General features: G+C 71.9%; 14 protein-coding genes. 5 read left to right on the forward strand and 9 right to left on the reverse strand.

Annotated elements, in window-relative coordinates; all coding sequences use genetic code 11:
* Window positions 1-336: 336 nt before the first annotated feature.
* Window positions 337-1,625, forward strand: a protein-coding gene (locus tag AC0QU1_RS04895; protein WP_483574796.1) for an IS3 family transposase whose coding sequence is annotated in 2 segments (ribosomal slippage) — window positions 337-610 and window positions 610-1,625 — 1,290 coding nt in all. Because the reading frame shifts where the segments join, the coding sequence is not laid out codon by codon here.
* Here AC0QU1_RS04895 and AC0QU1_RS04900 read toward each other — a convergent pair.
* Both AC0QU1_RS04900 and AC0QU1_RS04905 read right to left on the reverse strand, forming a co-directional pair.
* Window positions 1,597-2,796, reverse strand: a complete 1,200-nt coding sequence (locus AC0QU1_RS04900; protein WP_483574798.1) for a hypothetical protein — start codon at window positions 2,794-2,796, stop codon at window positions 1,597-1,599. The two genes, AC0QU1_RS04895 and AC0QU1_RS04900, sit on opposite strands and share 29 nt — an antisense overlap.
* Window positions 2,797-2,856: 60 nt before the next feature.
* Complete coding sequence (locus AC0QU1_RS04905; protein ID WP_483574799.1) at window positions 2,857-3,819, reverse strand: hypothetical protein; 963 nt, start codon at window positions 3,817-3,819, stop codon at window positions 2,857-2,859.
* Between the two features lie 226 nt (window positions 3,820-4,045).
* Between AC0QU1_RS04905 and AC0QU1_RS04910 the strand changes: the two genes are divergently transcribed.
* Window positions 4,046-4,582, forward strand: a complete 537-nt coding sequence (locus AC0QU1_RS04910; protein ID WP_483574800.1) for a hypothetical protein — start codon at window positions 4,046-4,048, stop codon at window positions 4,580-4,582.
* A 46-nt stretch (window positions 4,583-4,628) separates the two neighbouring features.
* Here the strand turns inward: AC0QU1_RS04910 and AC0QU1_RS04915 are convergent, their stop codons facing one another.
* Window positions 4,629-5,777, reverse strand: coding sequence for a hypothetical protein (locus tag AC0QU1_RS04915; RefSeq protein ID WP_483574802.1), 1,149 nt, complete (start codon window positions 5,775-5,777; stop codon window positions 4,629-4,631).
* Between the two features lie 7 nt (window positions 5,778-5,784).
* Window positions 5,785-6,849 carry a hypothetical protein gene (locus AC0QU1_RS04920; RefSeq protein WP_483574804.1) on the reverse strand — a complete coding sequence of 355 codons (1,065 nt, stop codon included), beginning with the start codon at window positions 6,847-6,849 and terminating at the stop codon, window positions 5,785-5,787.
* Window positions 6,850-7,094: 245 nt separating this feature from the next.
* Between AC0QU1_RS04920 and AC0QU1_RS04925 the strand changes: the two genes are divergently transcribed.
* Window positions 7,095-7,670 carry a hypothetical protein gene (locus tag AC0QU1_RS04925; RefSeq protein ID WP_483574806.1) on the forward strand — a complete coding sequence of 192 codons (576 nt, stop codon included), beginning with the start codon at window positions 7,095-7,097 and terminating at the stop codon, window positions 7,668-7,670.
* A 226-nt stretch (window positions 7,671-7,896) separates the two neighbouring features.
* On the opposite strand, the gene AC0QU1_RS04930 is transcribed toward AC0QU1_RS04925, so the two are convergent.
* From AC0QU1_RS04930 to AC0QU1_RS04940, 3 genes are all read right to left on the reverse strand, one after another.
* Window positions 7,897-8,934, reverse strand: coding sequence for a P-loop NTPase family protein (locus AC0QU1_RS04930; protein WP_483574808.1), 1,038 nt, complete (start codon window positions 8,932-8,934; stop codon window positions 7,897-7,899).
* A gap of 83 nt (window positions 8,935-9,017) precedes the next feature.
* The gene (locus AC0QU1_RS04935) at window positions 9,018-10,106 is read right to left on the reverse strand and encodes a hypothetical protein (RefSeq protein WP_483574810.1); all 1,089 of its coding nucleotides are present in this window, start codon (window positions 10,104-10,106) and stop codon (window positions 9,018-9,020) included.
* A complete protein-coding gene (locus tag AC0QU1_RS04940; RefSeq protein ID WP_483574812.1) occupies window positions 10,103-10,672 on the reverse strand; it encodes a hypothetical protein in 570 nt (189 codons plus the stop codon). Before AC0QU1_RS04940 ends, AC0QU1_RS04935 begins: the two co-directional genes overlap by 4 nt.
* Before the next feature lie 1,089 nt (window positions 10,673-11,761).
* Between AC0QU1_RS04940 and AC0QU1_RS04945 the strand changes: the two genes are divergently transcribed.
* Together AC0QU1_RS04945 and AC0QU1_RS04950 are read left to right on the forward strand one after the other, a co-directional pair.
* The gene (locus AC0QU1_RS04945; RefSeq protein WP_483574814.1) at window positions 11,762-12,202 is read left to right on the forward strand and encodes a hypothetical protein; all 441 of its coding nucleotides are present in this window, start codon (window positions 11,762-11,764) and stop codon (window positions 12,200-12,202) included.
* A gap of 240 nt (window positions 12,203-12,442) precedes the next feature.
* Window positions 12,443-13,162, forward strand: a complete 720-nt coding sequence (locus AC0QU1_RS04950; RefSeq protein WP_483574816.1) for a DnaE2-dependent mutagenesis accessory factor ImuA' — start codon at window positions 12,443-12,445, stop codon at window positions 13,160-13,162.
* Here the strand turns inward: AC0QU1_RS04950 and AC0QU1_RS04955 are convergent.
* Window positions 13,063-14,304: a hypothetical protein gene (locus AC0QU1_RS04955; RefSeq protein ID WP_483574818.1), complete on the reverse strand. Its 1,242-nt coding sequence runs from the start codon at window positions 14,302-14,304 to the stop codon at window positions 13,063-13,065. The two genes, AC0QU1_RS04950 and AC0QU1_RS04955, sit on opposite strands and share 100 nt — an antisense overlap.
* 132 nt (window positions 14,305-14,436) lie before the next feature.
* Window positions 14,437-15,552 (reverse strand): hypothetical protein, encoded by a 1,116-nt coding sequence (locus AC0QU1_RS04960; protein WP_483574820.1) that lies wholly within the window; start codon window positions 15,550-15,552, stop codon window positions 14,437-14,439.
* Window positions 15,553-15,557 lie beyond the last annotated feature (5 nt).

Below are 15,557 nucleotides of genomic sequence, written 5' to 3' on the forward strand. Positions count from 1 at the left end.
CGCTCCGCCTGGAACTTAAGCCTTCAGGGCGTACCAGCGGTGTTGGTCCTGCCGTTCCCGCCGTTCTTGGCAGGCGCGATCGGTCAGGCGGTCGATGGTGGTGGCCAGATCGGCCAGTTCGCAGGGCCGGGCTCGAACTTGGGGTTCCCGGTCGGATCCATGGTCGGTTCACCGCCTCGGCCAGAGCGCCGGCGCCGAGTGCAGCGGAATGCGGTGGCCCCGTTGTACGGGACTCGCGTGGGTCGTGTGTCAGAGCGTGGGCCCATCGTGGCCGGGCTCTGGTGAACCGGCCCGGGTTTGATGCCGCTGCTGTTTGAGTCCGAGAGGATGAACAGCATGCCGAAGAAGATCGATCCCCAGCTGCGTGCGAGGTGCGTACGACTGGTGCGCGAGCACCAGCAGGAGTACCCCACCCTGACCGCGGCGGTGACAGCGGTTGCTCGCCAGGAAGGTGTCTCGAAGGAGTCGGTGCGGCGTTGGCTGGCTCAGGCCGACGTCGACGACGGAACTCGGCCCGGTGTCACCAGCGAGGAGTCCGCCGAGGTCAGACGCTTGAAAGCCGAGGTCAAGCGGTTGCGGGAGGACAACGAGATCCTGCGGAAGGCCTCGATTTTCTTCGCGGGGGAGCTCGACCCCCGAAACCGCTGATCTGCGCGTTCATCGACGAGATGAGGAGTCAGGGCTACGCAGTCGAGTCGATCCTCCGCGTCCTGCACCAGCAGGGCCTGCCGATCGCTGCGAGGACCTACCGGGCCTGGAAGCGCCCGACCCGTATCGCGGACCGCACGATCACCGACGCCGTGGTCGAAGACACGGTCCGCGACCTCGCGTGGACGTTCAACGACGTCACCGGGCGCAAGCAGATGACTCCGGAGGGCCTGTACGGGCGGCGGAAGTGGCTCGCCCTGCTCCGCCGCCAGCACGGCCTGGCCGGCACGTCCCGCGGTGCGGTCGACCGGGCGATGCGGGCCCTCGGTCTTCAGGGTGTCGTCCGGGCGAAGAAGCTGCGCACCACCATCCCGAGCTCGGACGGGAAGCGTGCCGGTGACCTGCTGGGCCGCGACTTCACGGCCCCTGCACCGAACCGTGTGTGGGTCACCGATTTCACCTATGTCCGCACCTGGGCCGGGTTCGTCTACGTCGCGTTCGTCCTGGACGTGTTCGCCCAGCGGATCGTGGGCTGGCACGCCAGCTCCAGCAAGAAGGTCGAGTTGGTCATGACACCGCTGCGGATCGCGCTGTGGCAGCGCGAGAGGGAAGGAAACCCTGTCTCACCTGGGGATTTGATCCACCACAGCGATGCCGGGTCTCAATACACGGCGATTCGCCTGACCGAACACCTCGCCCTTGAAGGCATCAACCCGTCGATCGGGACCGTGGGCGACGCCTACGACAACGCCCTGATGGAGACCGTGAACGGCCTGTTCAAAGCGGAATGCATCCGCACCACCGTGTTCCACGCCGGCCCCTACCGCACCCTCGCGGACGTCGAGTACGCGACCGCCGGCTGGGTCGACTGGTACAACAACCGACGCCTCCACGGCTCTCTCGGGATGCTCACCCCGATAGAGTTCGAGACGCTCCACTACCAGGCACTCACCCGAGAGCCCGAACCCGCAAAGTAGCGGCAGGGAACCCGGGCCGGTTCACTGGCCTGTTCGGCTCGTTGGTGGGCGGTGTGGGGTGAGGCGGGTGCTGGTGCGGGTGCCGTGCCTGTGCGTGCAGCTGGAAATCGATCGCGAGGTTCGTCTGTTCGTTGAGTACGTCGCCGAGACGCCCCGTTGCTTGCTGGTGATTCCAATGCTCTTCTGCTTCGTCCACACGTTGCTGTCCGGCCTCGACGACGGCCGGTCGCAGGGGTCGGGGGTCCATTCCGAGGCGGACTGCGGTGGCGATGAGCGCGGTGAAGTCGTCGGTGTGGTTGGCGTGTTGGAGTAGCCCGTCGGCGATGGGGGCCTGCTGGGCGGTGAGGTAGGTGGCTGCTGCTGCCGTGGCGGCGAGCTGGGGTCGTTGTTGGGTTGGTGCGGCGCGGAAGGTGCGTACCAGGGCGCTGGTCCGCGCGTCCATGAGGGCCTTGGCGCCGGTGATGGCGTGGGCGAGGACGACGTCGCGGCCGAGAGAGTCGAGGTTGATCAGGTGGGCCAGGATGCGCATCTGTTCCAGGCCGTTGCCTGGGCCTGTGGCCAGGGTGTCGAGGGCTTGTCGGGCGATGTCGGCTCGTTGCCGGGGTGACTGGTCGCGCAGGGAAGCGGCCGTGCTGGTGTCGAGTGGATCGAACAGCGGGGCCGGCAACGGGGCCACGGATTCCATGAGAGCTTCCCGAGTGGGTGCGGGCGCCGGGTGGCCCTGTAGTACTGCTGGCGGCACGACACCGGCCAGGGGGACTGCGGGCCCCCAACGGCCCGTGGTGGGGTCCAGGAGGCGACCGTGGCCGTTGTGGACATGGACCTGTTCGGGTTGTACGTCGAAGGCCTCCTGGAGTGCGTCGGCCAGGGCTTGTGAGCGGGTGGGACCGTCGGGGCCGTAGCCGGTCACGATCAGCCGGGCGACGGCGTGTTCCCGGAGGGCGCGGGCGAGGTGTGCGGTGATCTCGTCGGCCGTCTCGTGGTCGTCGTCGGGGCCGTCGTTCCAGTCGACCGTGGCGAGCACGAGGTTGTTCTTGTCGGCGTCGAATGCGCCGATGACGATGTGCTGGTCGCCGAGCTGGTAGCCGATCGCGTAGGGGAGCTGGGCGAGGTAGTCAGCCAGCCCGACGTACCGAGCATTCATCGTGATGCCGTCCTTCCCGGTTCGCATGGGCGGGTGCTGTCCTGTGCAGGGCCTGCTGGGTGCCGGGGCGTGCGGAGGCCCGGGGGTTTAGAGGTCGATCTCGGGGGCGGGCGCGGGGCGCGACGTGTCCGGCGGAGCCTGCTCGGAGGCCTCCATGGACGGCGGCCGGAGGCCGCGCTGTTCCGATGGTGCGGGGAGCCCGTTGTGCCGTAGTGGTGTGCTGATGCCGGACAGGATCTTGTGGGCCACGTCGTAGGCGAACTTGCCGACAGCGTGCACGAGCTGGGTGATCTGGTCTGGTTCCAGGGACAGGGGGATGTGTCTGCTCGGGAAGGGCACGGGGGCCGGGTCCAGGCCGGTGGCGGTCAGGACGATGTGGGTGGCCGAGGACGTGATGACGTCGATGGTGTCTTGCAGGGCCGGGCGAGCTCGTTCGGCGGTGGGCTGCAGGGTCGCGCTGGTCACGGCGTAGGCGAGTTCGGCAACGCGCTGGTTCTGCGGCGTCCAGCCCGGTATCCACACGGCACGGTCCCGGTGATCGATCAGGGCCCGGGGCCGGTCGGCGTCGTAGGTGTAGGACAGGTCGTACTTGAGCCGTTCGAGTTGGGCCGCCAGGTCGTCCCACACGCGTTGCGCCAGCTTCTGCGTTCCGATCTGGCCGGCGGGTTCTGCGGGATCGAAGGCCTTGCCGCCTTCCCAGGCGTCTTCTGTGCCGTCTTCGTGGTGTCCGGTGGGTGTGACCTCGGCGAGGCTGTACAGCCGGGCCTGGGCTTGCCCGGGACGCTCGGCGGCGTCGTATCCGAGGGCGTCGTTGGGGACCTGCCATCCGGCGTCGTGCCATTGGGCGGCGGTGCCCAGGACGCGCGGGAACGGTTCGTCCGCGTGGCGTCGCCCGGTGGTGATGTGCTGGGTGTGCTGCCACGTGACGGAGATGATGTCCGCGAAGGCGTGGCCGCGCAGGTGGGCCACCTGGGCGAGGAACTCGCCCCAGTGCCCGTCAGGATCGAAGGTCGCTATCTGGACCGGGACCCGGTCGGAGTTGGTGTCCACAAGAACGGTCCTTCCCAGGGGATGGTGGTGTGGTCACCGGGCAGGTGTGCTCAGGAGACCCAGGAGCTCCCGGGCGGGTGGTCTCCGGCGACGACGCTGCGCCACCAGGGGCGTGCCGCAGATGTGGTCCGTGCCCGGGAAGCCCGTGGGGCGCTGCGCGGGGTATCACGCTCGGGGTTGCGTGCTCTGTGTAGGACAAGGGACGGTCACCCGAGGGAGCAACGTCATGACGTCGACACACGGGCCGGGCAGAGCCTTCGTGGCGGCCGCGCTCGTGATGGTGGTGCCGTTGCTGGTGGCGACCCGGTGCACCGTGCCGGTGACCACGACGGGCAGTACGGCGCCCGAGCTCTCGTGGCAGGTCCGGGATCAGCAGACCGGTCAGCGCTTCACGTTCAGCGATGGCGATACGCACTACGCTCCGGCCGAGGCGAGCCTGAGCGTCACGTTGCAGGTCCAGGACGACGGCGGGATCCGGTCGATCGACTTCTATGGGAGCCAGGTGGGCCGGTGCCAGGACTCCCTGGGCGACGTCGACAAGACCTACCGTGACCAGCGTCTGGACTTCACCGGTGACGCGGCCGACGGCACGGCGCCCGCAAGGTGGACGGCCGGGTTCCAGACCATCACCGGGACCTGTCCTACCGGTGGGGCGGCGTGGGTGGACGCCGAGCTGCATGGGTATGCGAGCAACTTCTCGGGCCTGGACCGCAGTACGACGCTGCACGTGCGGATCCCGCTGCCCTCGGCACCCGTCGACTGACCACCGCCCGATCCCGCCCGCGTGCAGCTGACCGGCTTGGGGGTGTTCACAGCGACGGCCCGTCCGGGTCGGTGCCCTGCGCGGGCCGGTCGGTGTCACCGCCCGGGGCGCGGGGAGGCCGGCGCTGGCCGCGCAGGCGTGCTACGACGCGTCGCGCGTCGTCCAGGTCCGCTACCCGGGTCTCGGTCGGCAGGTTCGGCCCCTGGTGTCCCTCAGGATGCAGGTAGGGGATGGGTGCGTCCAGGTCCGGTCCGGTGGTGTCGGTTGCGGCGAGCCCGCGCCCCCGGGCGGTGGTCGTGATGTCGCGCAGGGCCTGGGCCAGGCTCGCCTGGAACCCGCCGGGCTCGGGCAGGACGGTCGTGGTGGGCGGCCCCCAGGGGTTGTCCTGGCTGGTGAGGGTGCCCAGGACCCGGTCGGGGTAGCAGTCGTAGTACGCGCTGAGGTGCACGGCGCGGCCATCGCGGGTGACCTGGACCGCCTCGACAAACCCGACCGACTCTGCCGGGCCGGCCTGGGGCATGTGAGGGCTGGTGGCTGGTGGGGTGTCGTGCTCGTGGCGGCGCAGCAGGAGCAGGTCGACGGGACCGTCGTTGCCGGGCGTGTTGCGCAGGGCTCCGGCCGGAAGGCGCACCGCGCCCAGGAGTTCGGCGCCCCGGGCGATCAGGTGCCGGGGCTGCGGGTCGGGGTGGTCCAGGAGCTGGCTGCCGGCCAGGACGACGATGATGCCACCTGGGCGGGCCAGCAGGATCGAGCCGAGTGTTTGGTCGACCTGGAGCCTCCTGTGGTGCGCGTCGTTGGCCGGGTCCCGCAGTACGACGTCGTTGAGGGGCGTGTTCAGGATGACCAGGTCGAACCGGTTCTCGGACTCCCCGGGGCGGCGCAGGCGCAGCCCGGTGGGTGGCCGGGCCGGGCCGGCGATGGTGCCGGTCAGCTCGCTCATCGTGGCGTGTGGCAGGCGCCGGTCGTCGGCCCGAACGCCTGCGTACACCTCGGGGTCCTCGCCCCAGACAAACATCCGCCCCCCGGCCACACCGAGGCCCCGCAGGGCCGGCCACAGCGCCGAGGCGATCAGCTCGTGCCGGCTGGTGGCGTCCTGGTCGTCGTGGTCGCGCACGGCGGCCTGGTCCGCGAGGCGGGCGATGCCCGGGTCGGGACCGTGGCCGTGGCCGGTGGGTGGGGTGTGGTTCGCGTCCATGGCCGGCTCACAGTCCCGGTCCGGCCGGTGGCGTGTCCCCCGGGCGGTCGGCCGGCCTGGTCGGCGGGGACAGGGAAGCCGTCGATGGCGCTGGTCGCGTGGACCGGCGGGGCACGGTCGGTCCAGGCGTCGGGGGCTGGTCTGGTGGTGTCCGCGGGAAGGCGGCGGTCAGGCCTTGCGTGGTCCCACGCCGGGCGATCCCGGACAGCACGTCGTGCAGCGCCCGCCCCAGGTCGGGACCGCCGACGTCGTGCTCGTGGGCCAGGGTGAGCACGGGGCCGCGGTCGGTGCGCGCGAGGTGGGGTGTGCCCAGGACGTGTTCGGGCATCTCGTCGTAGTACTCGTTCACCACGGTGGGCGTGCCGTCGACCTTTGCCGGGCTGAGGAACACGAACGGCATGCTGCGCACCCGGTCACCGTCGGGCCGGCGCCGCAGCACCAGCAGGTCCACCGCGTGCCCGGTGGCGGATGCGGGGCCGGGCTGGGGTGGTGCGTGCAGGAGGCCGGCGGGGAGGCGGGCGGCGCCGACCAGGTCGGACAGGTCCAGCATCTGGTGGCGGTGCTTGGCGTCCGGGATGTCCAGCACCTGGTGGGACACGATCGCCACGGTGAACCCGCCCGGGCTGGTGTGCCGCATCGCCTTGAGCACCATCCGGCCCTGCAGGTCCACCAGGGTCGCCGTGTTCTGCGGATGCCGTGCCCGCAGGTCCACCTGCGGGGCGTTGTGCACGATCACGTCGTACACCTCGGGCGGGCCTGGTGTGCGCCGGTGCAGGCGCAGCCCGTTGTGCGGCCAGCCCGCGGGTGGGATCGCGGCGACGAACTCCCCGGTGTCTACGGCGCTGGGGTGCGGCGCCCCGGCGAGCGCCGCTGGGTCTTTCCCGGAGACCAGCATCCGCCCGTGGTCCACGCCCAGGCGGCGCAGCATGGCCCAGATCTGCCCGGCCACCAGGGCACTGCCTGTGCGTGTTGGATCGGCCGAAGCCTGCCCCGCCGGCTCCAGGCCGTAGGGTCCCGGGGCGGCCGGTTGCGGGCGGGCGGGTCCTGGGCTGGTGTCGTCGTGGTCGGTCATCGTGGTCTCCCTTCCCGGCCGGGTGCCTGTGCCGGGAAGGTGCGCCGCCGACCACACGACGCATGCCACGGGATCGAACCGCGCGGATCATGCCGGTGCGGGCCGGCCCAGGCCCGACCAGGGACGGCCTGGTGAAGCCACCTATCCGGCGGAGCGCTGAGGTCGGCGGACAGCGACGGCCGGTGGGACGTCACGAACGACGGGCACCAGGACGCGGCCCGCTGGCGACGGGGTAGTCTGCGGCGGTGCCTGACGATGCCCGGCTCACTGGCGGGGAGCTGTTCACGCTCCTGAATGCGCCAGTGGCCGAGTTCTGGGCGTACGCGTTGTCGAACCTGCAGGCCAACACCGCACGCGGCCTTCTCGCGGAGTACCTGGTCGCCAAGGCAGTCGGCGCCACCAGGCCCCGGGTGGAGTGGGACGCGTTCGACGTGCAGGCACCGGACGGGACCACGATCGAGGTCAAGACCAGCGGCCACTCACAGGCCTGGCCGCGCACCGGCGCGCCCGTCATCGGGTTCTCGGGACTGCCGGGCCGCCCGGGCAAGACCTCATGGCATGCCGCCACGAACACCACAGGCCCAGCTCACGTTGCCGATGTCTACGTGTTCGCCGTCCACACCACCACGCAGCACGAACCGTACGACGGCCTGGACATCACCAGGTGGCAGTTCTACGTCCTACCCGGCGCAACGGTCAACGACACCGGGCAGGGCTCGATGCGCCTGTCCACCGTCCTGCGCCTGGGCGCCCGGCCGGTGGCCTGGACCGGCTTGCGCGACGCGATCAGCGAAGCCGCCGTCACGGAGCGACCAGCATGAGCGGGCAAGGGCTCCAGGCAGGACTGGGTTCTGACTGCCCTGGGCCGGGTCGAAAAGTGGTTGCCAGTGCGGTCGCCTCGACGAGTCCAAGCGGTGTCCCACCCGGCGGCCGGTGACCCGTGCCAGGCTGTCCAGGCGTCAATGTGAAACCCGGGTCGGAGATCGACCGCGAGGGGTCGCGATCCCTGGCTTGGCCTCGGCCGCCTGGATGGTGCCCGTGCAGCCGTTACAGAGCGGGTGTGTCCGGATCGGTGCCTCGCGAGTGTGGCGTGTTCTCGGGCCGTGTCGGGCGCGAGCGGCTGACCGGCGGCCGCGAGGGTCGTTCCTGAGCGTAGAGGCGGGCGTCGATGGCGTTGTCGATGTGCGTGGTGAGAGCGTCTGACAGCCCGATCTGGAAGTCGCCGCTGAGCGGGGCGACCGTGGTCAGGTCGGGTTCGATCGGGTCGGGGACGATGTTGCCGATTGCTGCCCAGGGCGCGCGGGCGTAGCAGGTGTTGATCGGCATGGCTGGCGCGTCGCGGATCTGGACGGGGCTGCGGTTGATGAACTCCAGGCCGGCCGGTGGGTGTCCGGGTTCGCGGCGGCGCAGCAGGAGCAGGTCGACCGGGCTGTCCTGCAGAGGTGCCTGGCGCAGCGCGGAGGCGGGCAGCCGGACTGCGGCGATCAGGTCGGCCTGCCGTGAGATCGAGCGCCGCGGTTGCCCGTCGGGCCCGTCCAGCAGTTGGCGGTGGGCCAGGGTGACCAGGAGCCCGCCGGGTCGCAGCCATGTCAGGGCGCCCTGGATGACCGCGTGGTGACTCATCACGATGTCGATCTTGTTGTCCCGGGCCAGGAGCCGGGTGTCGGCTTGGGGGAGGTTCGCGATGACCAGGTCCGCGGGACCGTCGGTGTCCTCGGAGGCCGTTCGCAGGCGCAGGCCAGTGTGTGGCCACTGGTCGCCGCCGGGCAGGTCGGCGGCCATGACCTCATGGCCTTGGTAGCCCTCGATGTAGTCGGTGACACGGGGCGTGCCGGGTGGTGCTCCGGCGAGCAGGTCGATGTCCGGCCCGACGGCCAGGAGCCGTCCGGTCGTGTACTCCAGTGCCTTCAGGTGCGGCCACAGCTGCGCCGCGATGCTCCAGTGTGCCCGGGCGGCTGGGGTCTCGTAGTGCCTGCCCCTGGCCAACACGTCCAAGACCGTGTCCGGGCCGGCCTCGACGAACTTGATCGAGCCCACCTCGAACTCTTCGCTGTCCTCGAAGTCTTCGCTCTCTTCGAACTCCATGGCCTGGTCCTCCTGCCTCGTTGTCGTGCGTCGGTATCGATGTCGTGGATGGGGTTGCGGCACGGGCCTCAGGTCTCGTGGTGTTAGCGCGTCGTGTCCGGGTCTGGTGCAGGTCGATCCCAGTCAGCGCCGTTCTGCCGGTCGTCGTCGCGCTCCGGGTCGATCGGGGCAGGGTCGTTCGTGGGGGGTATGGGCAGGTGCCACGCTCTGCGTAGACGCTGGAGGCGGCGGGTGCGGGCGTGGGTGATCTCGGCGAGGGCTTCGGCTTCCGCCTGGCGTCGGCGGGCGAGGTCGTGGGCGACGAACACGGCGAAGTCGGCGGTCCGGTCGCTGATGGCGGTCTCGGTAGGACTGGTGGCGGGTTGTTCGCCGGGCCAGGTGGTGCGGCGGGTGGGTCGGTCGGTGCTCAGGGTGGTGCCGCACCGCTGGACCCAGTCCCGTAGCCGGCGGCGGGAGTCGCCCAGGTCCCGCAGCCACATCAGCGGTGAGCCGGGGTGGGCGTCGGGGGCGTGGGCGGCCAGCCATGCGGTGCGCAGCGCGGACAGCTCCCAGACCAGCTCGGGGTGCCGGTGCCACAGCGGCGGCAGCTCCTGCGGGGTCAGGCCGAAGTCGTCGCGCAGCCAGTACACGAACGCGTCCAGCTGCCACCACTCCTGCTCGGCCTGCAGGGCGTCCAGGGTGTTCCAGTTGACCGGCACCACTGGCTCCGGCTGCGCCGGTGTCAGGCCCGTGTCCGAGCCGAGCCCGTAACCACCGAACTTGTCACCATCGTCGCCTTCGTCGTCGTAGGTTCCGTCGCCGTGCCCGGTCTCGTCCGCGTTGTCCATGGTGGAAGCGGTCACACCGGGGTGATCCTGACGGTCGATCGCAAACCCGAGCTCGTCGACGTCTTCGCCCGGGTCGGGTAAGGGGTCACCGGGCCGCCAGCCCATGATCCGAGGCGGCGCATCCCGCGAACCCGCCACGCCTGGGTCCTGGATGCCGGCCGGCCCGACGCTGGCCTGTCCGACCTCCACCTGCCCCACCTCGACGTCGGCGCCGGCGGGGCCGACCGCGTCCTGCCGGCTGCCGTCCTGCCCGCTGCCGGTGCCGCCAGGGCCGCGCGGGCCGGTCTGGGAGGGGTCGTGGTCGGTCGGGTCCGGTTCGGGTGCCCGCCCCGGGTGCGTGCTCATGACCCCTGGCCTGCGCTGGCAGAGCTGCCGCCTGTCGCCCCCGTGGGGAGGGTCGTGGTGGTGGCGCGGGGGTTGGTGGGGCGCAGCGGGCGGCGGGTGCGGGTGACCTTGTACCGGGTGCGGGCGGCGTCGTGCCCCAGCCGGCGGGCGACGAACTCCTGGCAGGTCACCTTGATGCCGTCGCGGGTGATGGTGAAGGCGTGGACGTACCCGGAGGCGACGAACGCGTCTCCGGGACGAAACCGGGTCCGGGCATGCTGGGTCGCCTCGTGGTACACCACCAGGTCACACGTGACGACCTCGCCGGCGATGAACGTGCCCTGGTCGTAACGCCAGTTCTGGGCCCTGACCGTGGCACGCAGCAGCGGCACACCGGTCGGGGTGGTGCCCGGCCGCAGCCCGGTCAGGAACACGCCCTCCAGGCTCTGCCTGGTCGGGATCACCCCGGGCCCACCCTGCTCCTGCCCGCGCTGGTCCTGCCCTCGCAGGTCCGCCGTGGTCGGGTCCGGGGTGGTCGGGGCTGGTGAGGTCGAGTCGTGTCCGTCGGGTCTGGTGGGGTTGGTCATGATCGCTCCTGCACCGTGAGGTCGATCGGCACCCGTGGGCGCCGGGGTCAGACCCCAGGTGCGCCCCGAGCGCCACCCACACGCGCGAATGCCAAGGGCTCAAGGGACCGTTCGCCGACGTGAGCACCGGGCCAACGGCCGACGCCCCCCACTACCCCGCCTGCAGAGCACGCCAGCAGTAGTGCGTCACCACCGGTGCGTCCATGACGTCGTGGCGAGGTTGACACCGACGACGGCCGACGTTGGATGCAGCGGGCGAGCGCGCGTCCACGGCTCCGCCGACGTCAACCCGTTCACCGGCACGGGTACCCGGCGGTCGATCGGCAGCGCTGGTCCGGGGCCGGCAGCGCGCCCTGGTTCGGCCGGCGGGCGGTCACCGTGCCCGACGGGCAGGCCCTGGCCGGCCGTCTTCCCGGCTGGCCGCGTCCGGCAGGCCACCCGCCATGACGCCACCACAGCACCACCTCGGCCAGTGCGCCATCACCCCGGGGACCCGTTCGCACACCTTCGTGCGCCAGAGGTGCCTTCGCTCACAGGGCCCCTCGCTCGCAGGAAGGGGACCAGGTTGATGTTCACCGTTCGCGGGAATCGGCCCCGAAGCAGTCCCGAGCGTCCGCACCCAGGGGGTGGGCCGGCTCACCGAGCTCAAACTCACCGAGCTCAAAGGGGTCACGGCCTCCCGCACGACCGTCGTACCTCTTGCCGCCGCACCGCACCTGGGCTCGTGCCGGCGGGCACGGTCCGTGCAGTGAGGCCGTGGGCGGTGAGGTCGTGCGGGGTGAGGTCGTGCGTGCTCCGTGCCGTCCGGTGGGCAGCCGTGGGCCTGCGGCCCGCGGCGGGGATCCGGTCTGTGGCCGGTCCATCCGGTGAAGGGTCTGGGCCCTCCATCGTGCCGGTCGGAGGGCTCTGATGCGCGGGCTGCTTGGTGGGTGTCTGGTGCTGATCCAGGCGGCGATGCTGATGCCGCTGATCCTCCATGCGGTCAGGTCCCGCTCTGCGAAGGGGGTCGCTCTGGGCGGGGAAGCGATGTGGGCGGTGGCTGGGCTGGGGTGGGTGGGCTACGCCCTACCGGCCGGTGACCATGCGGTCGTGACCTCCGGGCTGCTGGCCGCGACCGGGTCCGGGCTGCTGACCGTCCTGCTGTGGCCCCACGCCAGTGACGGGCAGCGACGTTCCGCGACCGTGCTGGCCGCTGTGACCGCGGTCGGGCTGGTCGCGTGCGCGCTCGCCGGTGCCGCCGGGCTGACCCTCGGGCTGAGCGTGTTCGGTGTGGTCCAGTTCTGGCCGCAGGCCTGGACCTCGATCCACGCTCTGGTCACCGCCCGCACGACCACGGGGGTCACCCTGTGGGGTGCTGGATTGCGCGTCGTGTACACGGCCGGGTGGGCCCTGTACGCGGGGGCTTGGTTCTGGTGGGGCATACCCGCCAGCGAGATCGCCTGGCCCCTGGTCACCTGGGGCCTGACGGGCCTACTCGCCTTCGGAGCCCAGGCCCTGGCCGCGGCACAACACCACAAGGCTCCCGCCTGATTGGTGACGCCTGACCGGCGACGCATGGTGAGCGACGCATGGTCGGCGACGGCGCAATGCACGGGCACGTCGTGTTGCCACCCACCACGTCGTGCGCCTCCGGAACCGGACTCACGGAGACCCGGCCGACCCGGCCGGTCCGGCCGACCCGAGTGTCGTGACGCGGGTCTGCGCAGACCTCGCCTGCGCAGATCCCATGGTGCCGCAGCGGGTGATCACCACCGGCGTATCATCGAACGCATGTTCGAGAATGGTGGGGTGTCGCCGTTGGAGGCGGCGCGGACCGTCCTGCGCACGGCGGAGCGCCGGGTCGGGGTGTGTCACCGCTCCGAGGCGCTCGCACCGCTCCGGGGCGCGCCGGCGCCGTTGACGGGCCTGTTGCCCGGTGGGGTGCTGCCGGCGGGCGCGGTGGTCACGGTGCGCGGTTCGGCGGGCTTGCTGGTCTGGCTGCTGGGCGCCGCCCAGCGGGGCGGGTGGCTGGTGGTGGTCGGCTGGCCGCACCTCGGGCTGGTGGCGCTGGCCGAGGCCGGGGTCGACCTGGAGCGGGTGTTCCTGGTCCCGGACACCGGCGGTCAGGCCGGCACGGTGCTGGCGGCCCTGATCGGCGGCTTCGACGTGGTGGTGGCCGGAGCGGGTGAGCGGGTGAGTCTGGCGGAGCAGCGTCGGCTGCTGGCCCGTGCCCGGCAGCACGGCACCACGATCCTGAGCACCCAGCCCTGGCCGGGCGCGGCCCTGGGACTGCAGGCAGGCCGTACTACCAGGGGCGGCCTGGACCGCGGGGATGGTTACCTGCGCGAGGCACGCCTGTCGGTCCTGCGCACCTCGAGTGCCGACGGGCCCGGGCGCTGGTTCACGGTCCACTACGACCGCGACAGCGTCATCACGGTCCAGGCCTCGGCGCCGGAGTTGGGCACGCGAGTGGGCATGCGGGGGTTGGGCACGCGGGCGTCGGCCGGGTGACCGGCCCTGGGCCTGCCGGGACGTGATCCACTTGCTGCACAGGATGTCACAGGCTCAGGCCGGCCTGTGGAGTTCCGGTCCAGGGACGGGTCCGGGGCCGGCTCGGCGCCAGTGCCGCGCCGGGCGCCGTCACGCCCGGAGTTGTCGCGCGGGGTGCTGTCGTGCTGATCGCGGTCGTGCTGTGTCGCCGCGGGCGGGAGTCCGGGGGCGGTCAGTCGTAGTCGGGTGGCGGTGCCGCCGATCCGCTTGAGGGTGCCCTGGACCTGCTGGCCTAGGCGGGCCCGGTCGGCGACCGGGACCAGCAGTGGTGAGGCACCGGTGCCGGGCAGGACCCGGCTCAGGACGTGGTCGGGGTGGGTGGCGAAGTACTCGTTGATCCTGGCCCGATGGTCCCCGAGCCGGACCGGGGACAGGTCGGTGAACGCCAGGCTCGCGGCGCGGGTCCCGGCAGGGCGGCGGCGCAGCAGTACGACGTCCAGCGGTGTGCCCGGTCCGCCGGGCCCGGGGCGCGGGGGCAGGCGCAGCGCGCCGAGCAGGTCGGCCTGCCGGGCCAGGGCCCGGCGCCGGCTGGGGTCGGGACCGTCCAGGAGCTGCGGGTGCACCAGGGACACGCTGATCTCACCGGGAGCCGTCAGTGTGACGCCCTGGGACAGGTATCTGGCCCCGTAGTCGGCCACGGCTCGCCCCAGGTCGGGTGTGGTGGGCCATTGTTTGAACGGGACGTCCTGCAGGACGACGGTGAGCTGCCCGCGGTACTCGGGAAGCCGGGGCAGGTCGGCGGGCAGGTGCTGCAACTGGATGCCCGCGTGCCCGGCCGCCTCGGGGATGGTCGCGACGAAGGACGCGACGAAGGAGAGGTACCCGGCGGGCGTGCCGGTGCGCCGCAGGTGGGGTGGCCGGCCGGCCAGGGCGTCGCTGTGGGCGCCCCGCCCGCCGACCAGCCCGCTGTGGTAGCCCAGGGCGCGCAGCACCGGCCACAGGTGCCGGCCCACCTGCCAGGCATCGGCGATCGCACCTGGGTCGTCCACGCCCAGCCCGCGCCGCACCGCACCCACTGGCGGAGTATCCACTGGCGGACTGGTCCTGGCACCGGCGTCCGCGGCAGGCCGGGCCGTGCCGATGCCGGTGGTTGAGGTGTTCATCGGGTTGCTCCTGTCGCTGAACGGTCTGAGCCCCACTGGTCTGGACGTCTCGAGGCTTCCGGTGGGTGGGCTCGGTCGCGGGTGCCGAGCGGTGGCCACGCACCCCCGGGCGTGGCAGGACGGCCTGCGGTGTCACAGGGGCGGGACGGTCAGATCCGCGGTCTGCGAGGGACGCTCGGTCGGGCCGGGTTCGGGGCGTGTCGGCGCGGTCGGACCCGGCGTGACCCGGGCCGTGACTGGGCCGGTCCCGCCCGGTGTTCCCCTGTCCGGTGTTCCCTTGCCCGGGGTGTCGAGGCCCGTGCCTGGTCGGGTTGTTGTTGCGTGGGTGCGGGCGATCTGGTCCAGCACCCGGGGCAGGCGGTGCCGCCAGGTCTGGTCGCGGTCCAGGACGGCGAGCTGTTCCATGTCCCACCGGTCCGTCCTGGGCACCGGCAGCCCCAGCACATGGCCGTCGTGAGGCTTCTGGTAGTAGGAGCTGACCGCCATCCCGGTGCCCGGCATCCACCGGGCCCCCGGCACCACCAGGCCGGCCTGCGGCCCGGGTGACCCTGGTGACCGCCGGCGGAAGATCAGCAGGTCGAACGGGGCATCGCACCGGGCGTCGGCACGCAACGCGTTCGAGGGCAGCCGCGCGGCCCCGAGGAAGTCCGCCACCCGGTTGACCCGGTCCCAGTTTCCGTGCCCGGAACCGTCCTGGCCCGAGCTGTCGGTGCCGGAGCCGGCCTGGGTGGGATCGTTCACGGTGGCGTTGTCCAGGATCGAGTGGTTGGCCAGCGCGACGACCAGCCCGCCCGGGCTGGTGCCGGCCAGCGCCTGGGTGAGGTGCTCGTGGAAGCGCAGCTGCTGGCGGGACCACGCGTACGTGCTGCGCAGGTGCACGTCGAGCCCGACCTGGGAGATGACCTGCACGGCGAACGGGCCACGGGCACTGGTACCGGCCGGTTCGGGGGTGGGGTCGACCGTGAACGCGGGGTAGGGCCATCGGGGCGGGATCGTGGCCCGCCAGGGCACCGGCCCGTCCCACAGGCTGGCAGCCTCGGGCACGCCCTGCGGGGTGGCGCCGACGAACACGGTAGAGCCCTGCCCGGCGACCAGGACCTGTCCACCCGGTGGTGCCCCCAGGGCCTGCACCGTGTGCCAGATCTGCTGGGCCAGGAACCGGTACCCGCTGGTCGCCTCGGCGTGCGCGTGCGCGGTGATCGCCAGCCGGTCCGCCTCGACCAGGCGCGCCTCCCGCCGGCCACTCATCGCGC

This window comes from Promicromonospora noduliphila, assembly GCF_056951025.1.

What these genes read in the sequence shown, in the direction of transcription:
- AC0QU1_RS04955 (WP_483574818.1), bottom strand. Translation starts at nt 14,304, where the DNA reads ATGAACACCTCAACCACCGGCATCGGCACGGCCCGGCCTGCCGCGGAC.
- AC0QU1_RS04940 (WP_483574812.1), bottom strand. Translation starts at nt 10,672, where the DNA reads ATGACCAACCCCACCAGACCCGACGGACACGACTCGACCTCACCAGCC.
- AC0QU1_RS04935 (WP_483574810.1), bottom strand. Translation starts at nt 10,106, where the DNA reads ATGAGCACGCACCCGGGGCGGGCACCCGAACCGGACCCGACCGACCAC.
- AC0QU1_RS04920 (WP_483574804.1), bottom strand. Translation starts at nt 6,849, where the DNA reads ATGACCGACCACGACGACACCAGCCCAGGACCCGCCCGCCCGCAACCG.
- AC0QU1_RS04930 (WP_483574808.1), bottom strand. Translation starts at nt 8,934, where the DNA reads ATGGAGTTCGAAGAGAGCGAAGACTTCGAGGACAGCGAAGAGTTCGAG.
- AC0QU1_RS04900 (WP_483574798.1), bottom strand. Translation starts at nt 2,796, where the DNA reads ATGCGAACCGGGAAGGACGGCATCACGATGAATGCTCGGTACGTCGGG.
- AC0QU1_RS04910 (WP_483574800.1), top strand. Translation starts at nt 4,046, where the DNA reads ATGACGTCGACACACGGGCCGGGCAGAGCCTTCGTGGCGGCCGCGCTC.
- AC0QU1_RS04915 (WP_483574802.1), bottom strand. Translation starts at nt 5,777, where the DNA reads ATGGACGCGAACCACACCCCACCCACCGGCCACGGCCACGGTCCCGAC.
- AC0QU1_RS04950 (WP_483574816.1), top strand. Translation starts at nt 12,443, where the DNA reads ATGTTCGAGAATGGTGGGGTGTCGCCGTTGGAGGCGGCGCGGACCGTC.
- AC0QU1_RS04960 (WP_483574820.1), bottom strand. Translation starts at nt 15,552, where the DNA reads ATGAGTGGCCGGCGGGAGGCGCGCCTGGTCGAGGCGGACCGGCTGGCG.